Annotated in this window: 7 protein-coding genes; 3 read left to right on the plus strand and 4 right to left on the minus strand. The window is 38.6% G+C overall.

What is annotated here, in order from left to right; all coding sequences use genetic code 11:
- Positions 1–3: 3 nt before the first annotated feature.
- The 4 genes from WC623_RS06350 to WC623_RS06365 form a co-directional block, all read right to left on the minus strand.
- Positions 4–4,953, minus strand: a complete 4,950-nt coding sequence (locus tag WC623_RS06350) for a hypothetical protein (protein WP_372849111.1) — start codon at positions 4,951–4,953, stop codon at positions 4–6.
- Positions 4,954–4,989: 36 nt separating this feature from the next.
- Complete coding sequence (locus WC623_RS06355) at positions 4,990–8,226, minus strand: hypothetical protein (protein ID WP_372849113.1); 3,237 nt, start codon at positions 8,224–8,226, stop codon at positions 4,990–4,992.
- A gap of 1 nt (position 8,227) precedes the next feature.
- Positions 8,228–11,626, minus strand: a complete 3,399-nt coding sequence (locus WC623_RS06360; protein WP_372849115.1) for a DUF6603 domain-containing protein — start codon at positions 11,624–11,626, stop codon at positions 8,228–8,230.
- 242 nt (positions 11,627–11,868) lie between these two features.
- Positions 11,869–12,696, minus strand: coding sequence for a helix-turn-helix domain-containing protein (locus WC623_RS06365; RefSeq protein ID WP_372849117.1), 828 nt, complete (start codon positions 12,694–12,696; stop codon positions 11,869–11,871).
- 103 nt (positions 12,697–12,799) lie between these two features.
- On the opposite strand from WC623_RS06365, the gene WC623_RS06370 reads away from it, so the two are divergent.
- From WC623_RS06370 to WC623_RS06380, 3 genes are all read left to right on the plus strand, one after another.
- Positions 12,800–13,366 carry a hypothetical protein gene (locus tag WC623_RS06370; RefSeq protein WP_372849119.1) on the plus strand — a complete coding sequence of 189 codons (567 nt, stop codon included), beginning with the start codon at positions 12,800–12,802 and terminating at the stop codon, positions 13,364–13,366.
- A 16-nt stretch (positions 13,367–13,382) separates the two neighbouring features.
- Positions 13,383–15,542, plus strand: a complete 2,160-nt coding sequence (locus WC623_RS06375) for a cation:proton antiporter (RefSeq protein ID WP_372849121.1) — start codon at positions 13,383–13,385, stop codon at positions 15,540–15,542.
- A gap of 160 nt (positions 15,543–15,702) precedes the next feature.
- The gene (locus tag WC623_RS06380) at positions 15,703–16,743 is read left to right on the plus strand and encodes a c-type cytochrome (RefSeq protein ID WP_372849123.1); all 1,041 of its coding nucleotides are present in this window, start codon (positions 15,703–15,705) and stop codon (positions 16,741–16,743) included.
- The last annotated feature ends 15 nt before the right edge of the window (positions 16,744–16,758 follow it).

Consider the following 16,758-nt stretch of genomic DNA (forward strand, 5'->3'; position numbering starts at 1 on the left):
CTTTTATTGTTTTGTTTCTAAAGTTTGTACCTCCAGGAATTTAAACAGAATATTCATGGAGTAATCCAGTGATACATTCGTATATCTGTTTGCACTGAATTCGGCCATTGTAGCGGGTAACAGGGTTGTAAGGCTTGTCATTTTATCTATGTCATCTGGTTCAACAGCACGTTGTTTCGCTCTTTCAAAGGTGTTTAATATTGTATTTGTCAAATCCTCCCAGTTCCAGTTACCGGTTTCATTGGGGGTAACAGCTAAGAGTATAGCTTGTGGCGGTGTACTATTAGGTTGGTTGTAATTAAATGTAATACCAGTTACTTCTTCTGGATTTGGAATAGTCTCTGTCCATTCATCCAATAATATTCCACATTGTACAGCATTGGGGTCAAATCCTTGTGGAGTGTATTGTACAAAAGCAATGGTGTCGTGTAAAATCTCAGTTTTCTTAGGAAATTCAACCGCAAGCCAACTATCATTTACTTTAAAAGGTATTTGCATTGGCTGTGCTTCCAACTCAAGGTCATTAAAGTTTTGATGGAGTAACCTGACCATCTCTAATGTGTGCATTTTAGGTCTTACCAGTGATGCACTATGTAAAAATTCAGCAACAGGAAATGTCATACTCAGTCCGGGATCTTCTCCTATGCCAGGGTCGGAAGGTTTTTTAGCATAGGCCAAAAGCTGATCGGCAGAAGAGACAGAGGCTTGAATCTCCAGGGGATTATTGAAGCTATATTTAGGAAGAACTATAAAATCTTCTCCAAGCAGTGCTTTAATCAATTCGGTTAACAGACTCACTTTATGATCGACCGATGTGTCTACTGCATCTATTTTTAGCAGTTTTGCTGTGTATATTTTCTCTGTATCTGAAAAGCGTAAGAGTACAGCCTTTCCTTGTTCTATTAAGAGGTTCGCAGAATCAATGCTTGTATCAGTTACAGATTTAGGGAAGGCAAATACAAAACCTGCATCAGCAAGTTCTTTTAACGCTGTTCTTAAGGCATTTATGTTGAGATTATTTGGGTTGATTTCAATAGCAGTAATGGCATCCTTTAGATGGTTAACCAGATCTTTAGTTTGATTGTAAACTTCTGCAGTACGGCTTTTGAGTTCTAGCCAATCTATATTACCTGGATTGAGGTCAGGAATGGTTTCTATCTCTGAAGTAGATACAAAATCACGAGCCTGAAGAGGTTTCCCATTGCTGATCAGTTGACGGATGTAATTGGCAAAAGGAAGTATTTCTGCAAAGGATTTTTTAGACAAATCTGTAGTTAATGTGTCTGTAAAGGCTATTTTAATGAGTACATCGTCATTTAATGACTGTTGCAGCAAGAAAAATTGACGGATTCTACTTTCTAGTTCAGATGCTCCTGTTGTTTCCAGTTGATTGCGTATCAGTAATATAAAGTCCAGAGGCTGTAGTTTTAAGTCGCCCAGACTTACTTTGTCTTTGATCTCCGTGAGATCTGGTTTTTTTAAACTATTTCCATCAGCATCTATTGCTGTGACAGAACATATAATATCTTCAGGAGGGCCAAGTATTTTGCCTATCCAGTTGTTAAGCGCCGGCTCGGTATTCGATTTTAAGCTTAAGAGGTTGGCTAATGGCCATGGACTACTGGTCTCTGTAGCATCAAAATGTATTACAATACGGTTGGTAAAAGTCATTTGGGTACTTCTGGCAGTGTTGATTACCTCAATTTCCGGTGGTATGTTGCCATTTGATATTGCCTGCATTACAGCTGCTGCTCGTTCAAAATTACCTGATGCCATTTGATAAGCACTTTCGGCTGTCAATAGGTCTTTAACCGCATCTAATGTATTATTTAATTGGTTTTTTTCCTGGTTTAATGCCTTGATCTGAAACTCATCTAAAAGAGGTAGATTGGGAATTCCAAAAGGAAAATTAGTTATGACATTAGCAAGTGCCAGTCCATTTACAACCGTAAATTCTTCAGTAATTTCTTCCGGACCAGTCGTCTTTCCTTCTTGAGGGACTTTCGTTTTTCTGATGGGGAAAGCTTTTCTAAATTCAGGTTTCAGTTGATTCAATATCACAGGGTTTACCTTTCTGGTACTCCATTCGTGTAATCCACGTTCAAACTGATAACCTAACAAGGCTTCTAGCGTTTGTCCATTTCTGATGCCATCTAATATTAGCTTTGCTCTGCGTACTCTTTCTGACGACAAATTGACTGATAAAGCCTCAGCATCATCTTTGCTGGCATGGGTTAAGTAACCATTACGCAATATTGCTGCGGCTGTGGCATGATTTAAACTTGGAGCATGTACGAAACCGCCATTTTCATTTTCTATAAATAAATTATCCTCCTGTTCTTTTAAACTTTCGGGTAATACCGACTCATCTATTTTTTTTCTGGTATTGCGCATTTTAACATTTTCCAGATAGCCATAACTACCTAAGTAAATTCCTGTTTTACGACCCTCAATACCTGCATATAGATTACGTTGAGTATTTATTCTTTGGTCAAATAAAGAAGATTGCCATGCATCTAATCGATAGCTAAGAATATCCAGGTGTTCGGTAAAGGCGCGTTGTAAATGTGCAGTTGGTAAGTCTTTAAGTTTGCCTAGTGCTTGTTTGTTTTCTTCTAAATTGATGGTAACATGAGTATCTACAACAGATGTATGCACATGGTTGAATAGTGTTTTGTTTGAAATTTCTGAGGTTATGAGTTGGTTTATTGGTGCTTTATAGATCTCCCAGGGACTAACAGATGGGGAAGTGCTCATGTTCATGAATTTTCTGGATCTGATCAGTTCTGAAGCATGGATGTTTTTGGTAGCCAGATATTTAAAAATGCTATGGTTAGTCTCCAGCAATAGCCCATTTTTAAGCATCATAAACAGTAACGATTTTGGCATTTTTCCATCGCCAAAATCCTGACTTTCGAGGGAGGTTTCATTTTCTGCATTAGCAATCAACCAATCTATGTAATTATGATCACTGTCTGTTGCATACTGTTTTATTTTGTTTTCCTCAGAAAGTGGTTCTGTATCTATGATATTTTTTTTATCGAGAGTGGTATGGTAATGCTGAAATATAATTTCTAGCAGCATAGGTGGAGTTTTTAGACTGCCATCATCATTTTTAGTACTATAACCCAATGAGGTCAACAGCTGTGTAACCTGGTATGATTCCATCAATCTCAGCATGTTGTCCATGAAATATTTACCACCCCAACCGAAGCCCTCCATATCGCTCAGGTAGTCGTAAGTGTAACCAGTACGCTGGAAAAATTCAACAGAACCTGGATTAAGTCCCAGGATTTTTAACAAGGATTCACCCGCATTTCCATTTTTAGTAATCTGGGCTAATCCTGCAGTTTTTTCTTTCCATTTCCCAGTCATATAATGAAGTACCTGATACATTTTTTCATAAAAAGTACTGTGACCTGATATGTTATTTAAGTATTCATACCGTTTTCTTGGATATTGCCAGTTATAAAAATCGCTGGTTACTATAATTCCGTAAGGTTGATTGCCTACCCTTATTGCGGGAAGCGGACCCCGGCCACTTACATAATTTATAAAATGGTTCCGAAGTAACTCTCTGTCTGTATCTGTGAAAACACCATTTAGCATGGTAGAGGTAAAGTAGCCTAAGGTTCCAGGATGTAGGGCGGTATTCATAGCTATGGCCTCTGCGTGATCGGAAATCTGACTATTTTGTACCGTCTGAAAAATACTATAATCAAGACCAAGATACTCGGCAAGTCGTTGTCCGTCACTAGCTTCTTTTGGGTTGTTCGTTGGGCTGAACAATTGTTGGTCGGTCTCAACCTGAAGCATTAGATCATCTATAGATTGCTGGCTTTGGTAACCAGCGTCTTCACTCTCTGTATTATTGGTAGGAGTGCCTTGTTTAAGGAAGCTCATTCCCTCCATACTGTACTTATGGTTGTCAATCAAGTCTTCCAGCAATTGCTTACTATCGTTCTCATCTGCAGATAACTTTAGGCCCAATACCAATAATTGATCATAGCCCTGCGCTGCATCTTCCTTTGATTGTGGAATAACAAAGCCCATACCTTCCTGTACTGCGAGGTTAAAATCGGCTATCCAGGCATAGTCTTCACCATATTGTATCCGATTGTCTACTTCATTTCTTGTAAAAGAAGGATCATTTTCATCAACTATTGGCGTAGGTCCAGCAATCACTACATCTTTAACCTGCAAGCCAACATGAGTAAAAACTTCTTTACCATTTCGATAGCCAGTTAATACAAACCGATCTGGTAAAACTCTGGTGTGAGCAGCTTCGGTCCAACTATCAGGTTTAGTATTATTTATTTCATCAAAGATTAATTCATCGGCTGTGGCTAATGTTTCGTTTACATCCCAATTGGTGGGCATAGTTGCTTTAGCAACCCAGACGGCTCTATTGATACCAAACTTATCTGTTAGTAATTTCCAGGCATCTCGTTTTGTTTGCGCATTTCCCTCTTTGTTAAATAGTAATTTCCAGTGCTTACGACCAAACTCATGCTCTGTTTCTGTTAAGGTTTTTTCATGTGTTACAATTGCAATATCATCGGGATATACTCTCACCATCAGTTCTATACCGTTCGGAGTCTGACGGTATTTTGTCTCCATTCGTACCGGCAATAGTGTTATAGGAATGTCGTCCTTCCATTCTTCAATCAGCTGCTGGGGTTTAATTTGGTCATATAAATGGCTTGTCAGCCCATTCACAGATCGTATACTTTCTTTACTTAAAGCCTTCCCTTTTTCAATACTGCGTTTTAATCCTTCAATAATTGACAATGGGTCATTTCCGGTACTTTTGATCACACCAGTATCTGATGCGGCTTTATACTCCCGTTCTAAAGCAATATATTTCATTTGCAATTTATACAGGTCCTCCGCAGATTGGTCTCTCTGTTGCCTGGCCTTTTTTATTTCATTTAATGATTCAAGATAACCCATACTAAAAATTATAAAACGTGTTCTAAACCGTCTGTGTCAATTCATTTTTTCCAGCATTTCTTTAGCGTGTATCGCAATCATTACTGGTTTTTGATATAGTATATAGCCCATGCGCGCCGCATTTTCTCCCCATTGTTCTATTTTATCGGCTGGACCATTAAGTGTAATATTATGTGGTTTTATGTTGGTGTTGATAAAACCATTAGTGGGCGAATAATTTGCCCAGCTTAAATCATCCCAGGTGATTGGCGTATTTTTGTCATCATCGGGGTCGTAGGCAATATCCATCCCAAATTTAGGCTCTCCAGGTATTTGCTGAATTACAAAATACCATCCCCAGTCATCAGTTTCCAGTTTAGGCTCCTGATCACCTTTAGATTGGCTAACAGTAAGATCGAATCCAAAGAATTTTATATCTGGATTAATCTCTGCTTTAAACATCGGGAACTTCATTTCAGCATCCATTTCTGCAGCTGTACCTACAGGTCGAATGATCGGTTCTTTCTTAGGATCTGGAATACCTTGATCATTTTTATAGATATGTGCTTTTTGTGCATAAATGATGGTATTTGGATATTTTTTTAACAATTCTCCACGGATTACCAGAACAACCTGATCATCGTTAGGTAGTTTTCTATTGGGGTGATCACCAAGAGCTGAAAATCCCGACCATTTGTCGATAGGCTTGATATCTTTATATTTTTCTTTTAACTCGTCCTCATTCAATCCGGTTTCGTTCGTAATGATACCTTTTACATCCCAAAATTGTCTGAAGTAACTACCTCTTTTATCTGTTGGGTATTCACGCCATAATAGTTCTTTTCCGAATTCGTGATTTAAACCAACCATATAAGATTCTATAAATTCAGGATTGGTAACCAATAAAGAAATGGTATTAGGAGGGATTAGGTTCAGATTTGGTATGAGCAGTTCTGATGATATATCACGTAATTTCTCGTACATGGGGTCAGGGAAATCCGGATAAGCCATTGCTGGTACGAGATTTTCAAAGTGAAGTAACCAATCTTTGTTAAAAGAATAATAGACCAGTGAGGCCAGCATTTTAGGAAATACATTTCTAGGATCTGTGGCAGTCTGCAGTTTTTGATATGCATTACCCATATCAAAACGTGTATATTTTTTTTCTGGAACAACAACTGCCTGCCTATAATTCAGGTCGAGTGCTGCTGCTCTGAAATTCGCGGCTTCTACACTGTCTTTACCACTGCCGCCAGGTGTAAATGTCCCTACGGATTGGTAAGACAGAGGGTTATCTGCCGAGTTGCTTACTTTTGTTTCACTGTTTACAGTCGTGCTTCCGCTGCTGGTTTCGTTAACTACAGGGTTGGTTTCTGTAAAGATAAAGCCCGGTTTAGGAGGGGTGTTTTGTAACAGTTCTATAAGTGATTCAGGGTTATTAAAAGCTTCTGCTTCAGTAGGTGTATTCTTTAGTTTTTTACCATAAAAGTAAGCACCAACTGCTAGTATAGCAGCAATCAAGCAAAATCCCCATTGTCCGCTGAATAAACCAAATAGAAAAAGTATAATCAAGATCAGGATTAACAGTAATAATAAATTGTTTAATGCCAGGGTCAGTAGCGGACTTTGTTCTATTTTAGGTAGGTTTTTGGTAGTATTCTCTACAGTGGGCAGTCCATCTGGTACTAGTTTTGGTGGTGCTGCAGATATTTTACCCTCATTTATATCATTTAGCATACCCGTATGCGAAAAGGAGGGGTCTGTTGCTGTAATCTTTTTAAAAAATGGTCCTCTTGGTCTAAGAATACGCCTTAATGAAGCACTTAGTGCCGCTGGAGGTAGTAAGCTGTCTTCCAGTTGGTATTGTAAAGTTGTAGGTGAGCCCTTTACTTTTTTGAATAAGGGTGAGAAGAATAAAAGTGTTTTCTCCGTGTTCAGTTTACCTGTAAACTTCTCTTTAATACCTTGCACAACGTTCATGGAGAAAGAAATGAATAGGATTTTGCGATTGGCCTCCAGAATTTTTTCTACCTGGCTCCAGGCTTGTGCAACATAACTTTCCTGATTTTTCTGGACTACACTTGTGCCAAAGCCAGCTGGAACTCTATTTCTGGGGTCTTTATTGAGTTGATGTAACCAACCAGAATTAGCAATGTTGATTTCATTTGTCAGGGCATGGTTCTGACCATAAATTGGCGGACTAACCACTGGATCAATAGCTGTATTCGCAGCTTTTTGCAGCTCAGCAGGGAAGTTTAAAATGTCTTTTAACTGGGTGAAAAATGGTTTACTGGTATCCAGGGTTTCAGGATTTGATTTGGTGCTTGGTGATTTTAAGGCACCTTCCAGGCCAATAATTTCCGGGGTTTCTGGAGGAAAAGTGATACCAATATCGGTACCTGTGGTCATACCAAATCCGGGGACTGAACCATTCATATCCCGGATGCCCAGCCGTTTGTCCATGATTCTGGGCTCCAGTATTTTAACGAGTGATTCAAAGTCTTGATTATCGCCTGTACGGAAATACCAATGGTAATAAACCGGTAGTTCTATGTTTTTTGCCCCAACACTCCATGAAGATTGCTGTGCATCAACAGCTGCTGTCTCCATTCCTAATCCTGCCAATCTTCCAGTTTCAAAAGAGGGAATTACAAAAGCCCGATATGCAGTATTGGTTTCTAACTTGCGCGGACACATCAGTCTGCTAATAATTTTGTCACTATTGGGGTTGTCCAGATTATTTAACGTTTTTAAAAAGGCTTCAAACTCAGTCGTTGATGCATGTCCTTCGTTAACATGAACATGGCTCCATGCCCAGATCTGATTAGGAGGAGGCAAATGATCTGCAGATCCTACTGTAACTGATGGCAAAGGTAACCGCTGTTCATTAAAAGTGAATTCAGAATTAGCAGATGTATCTCCTTCTTTTAAAACAATGAGTGATAGCCAGGGTCTCAGGTTACCACCATTAGCTTTTGCAGGAGTATATCTCCATAAAAAGTCTTCATCATAAAACTCTATAAAAGGAAGGTAGTTGGGCTCAAAATTGGTAATCCAGTTTAAGGGTTCTGTGCGTACCACCATAGCTGGGTTTATTCCGATGATATCTCCGGGACCTAGTAATTCAAAATTTTTGGTAACACCCAACTCATTTATTTTAAGCTGCACATTGACAGTGGCACGTTCAGCGTTTGTAGCCGAGCCATCACCAAGGTTATCAGGTTGATTTATCCGACCGCCAATCCCTTTACGTAACCAGGAACCGAAAGTGTATTTTGCAACTGTTATACTCATATCAATTTAATTCAAATTGTGAAACCACTTGTAACTGATCTTTTAAACCAGGATTTTTTCTCAGTAACTCATCATGTAGTGCATAAGCTTCTGCCTCTGAATTTAAGATCATCGTTGTGGCATAAGGCTCCAGATTTTTGATGTTTACTATATTGTAATTTCCTGTACTTACGACGACTTTAGCTGGAGCATTAACGGCTTGTTTATGACTAATGGAATAAGCATTTTTGCTAATGGCATTACCCTTCGAAAAGATGTTAAATACCTTGTCCCAGAGTTTGTAACGACGGATTCGAATGCCTGTTTTCTTTCTATGTACATAGCTCATCTCATAATCCACTTCTTTTTGCAGCTCGGCTCCATGCATCATTTCATCTGTAGTCTGGAATTTTAAACCACTCTTCATTTTTTCAAATGATTTACGGGATAGTTTTTCGTTATCTTTTAGTTTGATAAAGTTACCGATAGCAAATTCTTCGTTGACATATTCGGGTGATGAAGCCTCTTCATTTTTTAGGGTAAACCGGGTATCTGGGGAAGGCTTTTTATTGCCAAACTTATTTATGTCCATTTCTAGTGGAACCACTTTCTGACTTACAGATAAAATGGTAAAGGGATGAATAATGATTTTACCATCCTGTAGTTCCAGTTTTCGTAAGGAAACATTGGTATTGGTATTTGGAGGAACAGTAGCCATCCAATTGCGATCATCGTTTATTGCTTTGTCAATCAGTAGCAATACATTTTCCAGTTCTTCAGGTTGTGCCGGTGCGTTATCTCCCCAGGTTACATCGAATTTTACACTTACTTTTATAAAAAGTACTTTTAAGCTAGCCTTGCCTAGTGCATGCCATGGTGTTGGCCCACTTAGCTGACCCGCAAGGTGGATGCCTGCAATTTCGCTATTACCTCTTCGTAAGGCCAGGCCAGCTTCAATCTGAGCAATAAAATAGAAGGGATTAAACTGTACCAGCAGGTCGTAGCCTAGATATCCGAAAACATTAAAACCACAAGCAGCGGCATAGAGCTCTACCCTTGCACCAGATTGTACTGTATTTGATGTTACTGCAAAATAGGTCGCTACACTAATCCTTGGATTTTTACCGGAAATAAGAGAGATTGTTATTCTCTTCATCCCCTTTAAATCACCAGGTACCTCGCTAAACGCAGGGTGAAATCCTCCGACAGACAATACAAACATCGGGTTGTCTCCCCATCCGATTCGTAAGGCCATATCCCCCGTTAATGTATAAATCAATAAGCGAGAGTCGAAAAGACTGGCATTAAACCATAATCCTTTACTGAAATTTATTCCCCCGGCAAAGTTTACCTGCAGTTTTAAAATGGCTGCATCTTCAGTCGGTAATACGCAACGTAATACCCCAATAATGACGATCTCAGTAGTAGGGATATCGATTATGATTCCCATTTCAAGAGAAATAAGAGTAGGTGTACCCCAGCCTATTTTTGCCATCGGGGCAATAACAAAAACACCTTTTGAAATAGGGAATATCTGTTGAAGATCACTGATGATCCGGGAAATATTGTTCACAATGTCCTGAGGAAATAGGATGCTATTTAATGCTCCGGTTTTTACCCCTTCTTGTATTGCTGTTACATTTGTTTTTCTATTTACCCCAAGTAGTCCACCGACACCTACTAAAGTAAATCCGAATCCAAGTTGTATTGGGACAAATTCAGCAGTAATTAAAATGAGTAAGGCGAAACCTTCACTACCATCAGGCATTTTTGTTGAAATGATTCCAATTGCCTTTAAGTCAATAAAACCCTGGAACGAAAGTTCTAATCCTCCAATGTATTCACCTTTATCAACATTAAAACCCAGAAAACCACCTCCTTTAATTACACCGGTATCTATGGAAAGTCCAATGCGGGTTGGGGGTGAGAACTTAAAATCAAGATTGGCCAGTCCAAGATTTCCGTCGGCATTTTTTGGAAAAGTAATGGGTAAGTCTGTACCAATCCCATCTATCACGGCTACCAGTGGTCCTAAATTTGTTTTAATAATGGTACTTAATCCAATGGTCGGTTCAGCAGAGCTAGATAGGCCGATTTTAAAATAAACTCCTTCTATTGTAACCGCAAACAGGTCTATATGAAGGGGTATCATAACTTCTAGACCACCACTTCCTTGCAATCGTAAACCTTTAATTGGATCCCAGTTGGCTGTTAAGCCAAATTTAGCTTCTGTATTGATATTTGAAAGTAAGGATTTGATAAAACCATCACCCTGATTGAAATCAATGATCAATTTACCATCCTCAATGTCTAATTGAATGGAAGGAACCATATCGATTCCACTTGTGTCTGAAACTGAATTGATGACTAAACTAGCACTGATACTTTTGGCTTGTAGCTTTGTGCCATCAGTTATACCTAATAACAAAATGGGGTCATTATTACTTTTACTGGCTTTAAGCGTGAGTAAAGTTTGCATCGTTGCAGAGCCATTTGCTGGTTGTAATGTAAGTTGCAACGGGTATTGTAGTTTACCTTTTAAACCAGCATTGAAAGAACGATAGTTATGGATGTTTCCTTTCCATATATCTGAAATATCATAATTCTTATCAAAAGTTTTATCGCCATTTACATGTGCCTCAAATTTAAGTCCGCGGGGATTAGTGGTAGTATCCAACTCTGCTTTAAAAAAATCAGAGTCCAGTACAAAAGGGTTGGTTCCAACCTGGGTAAGTTCTGCCGGATGTCCCAGTTCTATGAGTAAGCCTTGAATTTTCTCTAAAAGTTCCTTCCCGCTAAAAAGTGACGAACCCAAATTGAAAGTTTGTTGAAGGTATCCGGGCGGATCGGACAGCATCTTGGGGATACGGTCTATATAAAAGCGTCTGGGGACAATTGTTGGTATAGGATTGGTTAGCAGCATACCCGCGGGCAATGTGATTTCTTTATCTATAGCCCCAATCAGATTCATTGCCCTTGTAAGCAATGGCAATTTTTCACCTAAATAGCCAACCAGGCAATATTCTAATATCCTTATCGGCAATTTATCTGCCAAGGCTTTTAAATCACTTTGTACATCAGCTGGTAACGAAACAGCGGCTGTATTTACAGCTGAACCTAGTTCTTTTAATTTAGGGATCAGATTTTTAATGATGGCGATTAATTCCGTGCCTTTTGAGAGGATTTCCCCAGTATTAGAGCCAGCTATGGCAGCTTCCAGTGCTGTTACTTTGCCGGGTAAATCGGTAATGATCGTTTTAGCATCATTTAACTTACTGATAATGCCTGCATTATTAGCTATGCTTGTGGGTAAAGGAACACCCAGCTTCTCAAAAATATCTGGTGTAAGTAAAGTTGAGAGTGGCTTAAGCGCCTTTCCAAGTTCTAATGCAATTGTTTCAATAGTGCCAGCTCCTGCCATAGATTTGAATTTATAGGTACGAAAATCTACAGCGAAGTATTCTATAGAATGAATATTTCGTTACAGATCTATGAAAGGCAGAGATCAGTCTGTAATTACAGGAATTTTGAAATAGTTTCTGTTTTAAGGGATTGATTTAGCTTTTCATAATATTTTTTTAGAATTTGATAAATGCATTACTAAAATACACAGATGAGTATTAAGGATATAGTAAAAATGCGACAATATTACCAGGTTAAACTTTATGATCTGGATTCTTTTATTGCTTCAAAAGCATTGGAATTTGATGGATGGATAACCAGCTCAAAAGGAGTTAATCCTGTGATAGATTTAAAATCATGAATCAGGTGCATCTGGTCAAAATAACCACAACGTAAAGAGATTTCTCCCCATGTTAAATGGGGGAATAAAGTTTTCATTTGGCGGGCATTGCTATACCTGATAAATTTAGAATACTGTTTTGGGGATAGGCCGAACTGCTCCATGAACTTACGTTGCATTTGTCTTACACTCATACAGGCATTAGAGGCTAAATCCAATATAGGAGTATTCCCTTGACTTAATAATATTTTTCCAGCTGCCACATCTAAAGGAGTGAAAGGCTTACATTTAATTACTTTTTTTAGTAAAAAATCTTCTACGACTTTAATTTTCTTCTCAAGATCTGGTTGCTCCATGATCTGATCGTAAACTTTAGAAAATTCGCAATCGAAAGCATCTCTGGCATTGCAGCATTTATTTTGAAAATGGGGGATTGGAATTTTAAATAATCTGTAGAAACCACCATCTTTAAACTTTACAATGATGGCCTTGATGTTTTTACCTTTGATTTCAGTTTTTACAAATTGAGGAGGGATTATGGTAGCGGAATAAAGTGGCGAAAAATCCAGATCCCCACCTTTTCTAACCACAAAATCTGTATCGCATTCAAAGCTCAAAAAGCATTCGTAATTGGGTAGAGCTACCTGAAAGAAAAAACCATCTTCATTAGCATCACGGTTCATGTAAAATATGGACTCAACAAACTCCTTCAGAGCAGGGTGTAGTCCTTTATATTTTACTATTTCCATTACCTGTAATTTCTCGCGTAACAATATATTAAAATTTGTTGAAATTTTACCATAAAGTTTTTTCGTATTTTGCGGACAGACTGAATTATGTAATTGTATACCTATGAAACGATTTCCGATCCTGTTATTTATTACGATTGTTTTTTTGCAAAGCTGTGGACCTAATGAACGGGAAAAGCTGAAGCAACAACAAGAGGCTGCTATTTTGAAGGAACAAGAGTTGGCAGCCTGGGAGCAACGATTGAAAGCGAAGGAACTGGAGTTGGATATGGAGCAAAATTCTCTTGATAGTGCTAAAAAACAAATAGATTCTGTTCCTGTTTATAATGCAGCAATTATTGGCAAGTGGAATGTAAAGATGAGCTGTACTGAAACCAATTGTGATGGATCAGCTATTGGCGATACTAAAAATGAGCAATGGTATATCAGTTATGACGAGAATGATAATAAGATATTGGTTAAGGCTTATTCAGGACCAGTACTCATTAGGACGTATGTGGGTACTTATCAAAACAATGCCCTGAAAATAGTAGACGAAAAACCAAATCCAGATGCTTTAATTGGTGCTACACTAAATTTTATTAATGATACTAGAATGGATGGGGTAAGAGAAATTAAGCAGACTGCCTGTAAAATAGTTTATGAGTTAAATGCCAGGAAGGTAAAATAACATTCAGAATCAGCTTATGATATTATTATCTTCTTTAGATTATACATTGCCCTTACAGAACCCGGTGATTATCTTTTCATTGGTTTTGTTCATCATATTATTTGCCCCAATACTTTTTAATAAAATAAAGGTCCCTCATATTATTGGGCTAATTATAGCAGGACTGATCGTGGGCCCGTATGGTTTAAATCTGCTTAAACGAGATAGTAGTATAGTATTATTTGGTACTGTTGGCCTATTGTATATCATGTTTCTTGCTGGTCTTGAGATTGATCTGGCCGAGTTTAAAAAGAATAAAAAACGGATTCTGGTATTTGGCTTACTCACCTTTATATTTCCATTGGTGGTTGGTACCCTAACTAGTTATTATATATTGGGATATGGCTTTTTGTCATCCTTGTTACTGGCTAGTATGTTCTCAACACATACACTGGTATCTTATCCCATTGCGAGTAAATATGGTGTGATCAGAAACCAGGCAGTGAGCATGACGGTAGGGGGGACTATGATTACCGATATCCTGGCCTTACTTATTCTGGCCGGAATCGCAGGTATGACAAAACAGGATGTTTCATCAGCTTTCTGGATCCAATTAGGTATGTCTACGCTGGTATTTGTCGGTGTTGTTTTTGCAATCTTCCCGATTGTAATCAGATGGTTTTTTAAGCATTTTGACGACAGTATCTCTCAATACATTTTTGTGCTGGCAATGGTTTTTTTAGCCTCTTTTATGGCAGAAGCAGCCGGAGTAGAGGCCATTATTGGTGCATTCTTTTCTGGTCTCGTTCTCAATAAGTTTGTGCCGCACAGTTCGCCCTTAATGAACCGGATCGACTTTGTAGGTAACGCCTTATTTATTCCCTTTTTTCTGATCAGTGTGGGGATGCTGGTAGATGTTACAGTTCTTGTAAAGGGCTGGGGAGCATTGAAAGTGGCGGGTATTATTCTTATAGTTGCCCTGTCTACCAAGTACCTGGCGGCCTGGTTAACGCAGAAAATCTTTAAATTAACTAAAGCAGAAGGAACGATGATCTTTGGTTTAAGCGCATCTCATGCTGCTGCTACCTTAGCAATTATATTGGTAGGATATAACATCATCATCGGAGAAACAGCCTCTGGGGAGCCAATAAGGTTATTAAATGAGGATGTACTTAATGGTACAATCTTACTGATATTGGTAAGCTGCGGAGTGAGTTCTTTTGTTGTAGAAGGAGCATCTAAGAAATTAGCCCTTGATGAGGAAGACAGCAATCCCGTGGATGATCAGGTGAATGAAAAGATATTAGTGTCTTTAGCTTATCCTAACATGGTTACGCATTTGGTAGATTTTGGAATCATGCTGAAATCTAAAAAAAGCCATACTTCTATTTATGGTCTGAATGTTATAGACGACGAAAAAGATGTTAGTCAGCAAACCAGTAATTCAAAAAAGGTTATAGAGAAAGCAATTTCTCATGCCGTATCTTCAGAAAACAGCATCATCCCCATAACAAGATATGATTCGAGTATTAGCAATGGAATTGTATACACCATTAAAGAACATGGCATTGGTGATATCGTGATCGGTATGCACAAACAAGCGGATCAGGATACTTTTCTAGGTGCAAAAGCTGGAAACATCATCAGACGGGTTCATGAGACGATCTATATTTATAAGCCAACCCAACCTCTGAATACATTTAAACGGGTTGTCATAGCAATGCCTCCTAAAGCAGAAACAGAACCCGGCTTTCTACACTGGTTGAAAAAGCTAATGATGATTGCTAAGGAAGCTGGAATACCTGTGAAATTTTATGGGACAACATCAACCAATGATGCTGTTGTAAAAGTGATTGAACGAAACCCTGATGCAATTAAGGTTAGTTTTAATGAGTTTGGGAATTGGGACGACTTCTTAATCTTTAGCAGGGAGTTAAAACCTGACGATCTGTTTGTTATTGTCTCTTCCCGTAAAGGCCACGATTCGTATGTACCCCAAATGAGTCGACTTCCATATTACTTATCTAATTATTTTGTTGAGCAAAGTTTGTTGATTTTGTATCCAAAACAATTGGAGTCAGGTATCAATATGGGAAATATTGAACAGACAGATAGCTATTTAATCGAAACTATTTCTGAGCAGATTGGTGCATTGGGTAAGGCAGGGAAATATGTGAAAGGCTTGTTCAAGAAATAGACACTTTGCAATTGCGAGTATAACTAGTTCAGCCAAAGTTTTATATGGTTTTTTGTTATAAAATCCATATAATACATAGGAATTGCATTGATAACCAGTGGTGATTGGGCATAAAATATATTCAATTAAATGCTTAGATCAACAAGGTTATGTTTGCTTTATGAACCAAATAGAAACAAATAGCATATTAAGACGACTTTCCAGGTATGCCCGATTGTTGGCGATGACTGGGGTCTTGTTGATTGTGGGATTACTGGTATTGATTCAGCAAGGTGGAGCGCAGCATCACGAGAAAAATACAGAAGAGAGACAAGAAGCTAAGTCTGAAGTAAAAGTAAAATCTGAAGTACCGGGTATTGCCGATAATTTTGAGATTCCAGCATTTGCAGATACGGATGAAGGGAGGTTGGCAGAATATGGACATCGTTTGATCACTGAAACTTATGCGCTGATCGGGCCAGATACCAAGAAAGGAATTTCAGGAAACCGACTAGCTTGTAGCAGTTGCCACCTTAATGCAGGGACGAAAGCCTATGCAGCACCTTATGTTGGACTCAGTGCAGTATTTCCGATTTATATAGGAAGAGAAAATAAAGTAGAATCTTTAGAAGAACGTATAAATGGCTGTCTTGAACGCAGTATGAATGGTCGCACGATAGATGTAAATAGTGAGGAAATGCGTGGAATGATTACTTACATTAAGCATCTTAGCAAGAATGTAGCTGTCGGCACAAGGTTAAAAGGGCAGGGCTTTGTAGCTTTCAAAGCCCCAGATCGAGCTGCTAATCCTAAGAAGGGTGCATTGGTATATCAAAAACATTGTGTTTCCTGTCATGCTGTCGACGGACAAGGTGTAAGGGGGGCAGCAGGAAATCGTGAAGGAGGATTTGTTTTTCCTCCTTTATGGGGCAATGACTCCTATAATGACGGTGCTGGAATGGCTCGCGTACTCACAGCAGCTAAATTTATAAAGGGGAATATGCCTCTGGGGGTTACGCACGATAATCCTACACTTTCTGACGAAGAAGCATATGATGTTGCAGCATATATAAATAGTCAGTCGCGCCCGGTAAAAGATGGGAAAGAAAATGATTACCCCAATTTGGCTAAAAAACCTAAAGATTGTGCTTATCCGCCATATGTAGATAATATCTCACAACAACAACATAAGTACGGTCCTTTTAATTTCGCAAAGAAATAGATTAAAATCATTAAA

Source organism: Pedobacter sp. (assembly GCF_041645105.1).
Taxonomy (GTDB): domain Bacteria; phylum Bacteroidota; class Bacteroidia; order Sphingobacteriales; family Sphingobacteriaceae; genus Pedobacter.

What these genes read in the sequence shown, in the direction of transcription:
- WC623_RS06350 (WP_372849111.1), bottom strand. Translation starts at nt 4,953, where the DNA reads ATGGGTTATCTTGAATCATTAAATGAAATAAAAAAGGCCAGGCAACAG.
- WC623_RS06355 (WP_372849113.1), bottom strand. Translation starts at nt 8,226, where the DNA reads ATGAGTATAACAGTTGCAAAATACACTTTCGGTTCCTGGTTACGTAAA.
- WC623_RS06360 (WP_372849115.1), bottom strand. Translation starts at nt 11,626, where the DNA reads ATGGCAGGAGCTGGCACTATTGAAACAATTGCATTAGAACTTGGAAAG.
- WC623_RS06365 (WP_372849117.1), bottom strand. Translation starts at nt 12,696, where the DNA reads ATGGAAATAGTAAAATATAAAGGACTACACCCTGCTCTGAAGGAGTTT.
- WC623_RS06370 (WP_372849119.1), top strand. Translation starts at nt 12,800, where the DNA reads ATGAAACGATTTCCGATCCTGTTATTTATTACGATTGTTTTTTTGCAA.
- WC623_RS06375 (WP_372849121.1), top strand. Translation starts at nt 13,383, where the DNA reads ATGATATTATTATCTTCTTTAGATTATACATTGCCCTTACAGAACCCG.
- WC623_RS06380 (WP_372849123.1), top strand. Translation starts at nt 15,703, where the DNA reads ATGAACCAAATAGAAACAAATAGCATATTAAGACGACTTTCCAGGTAT.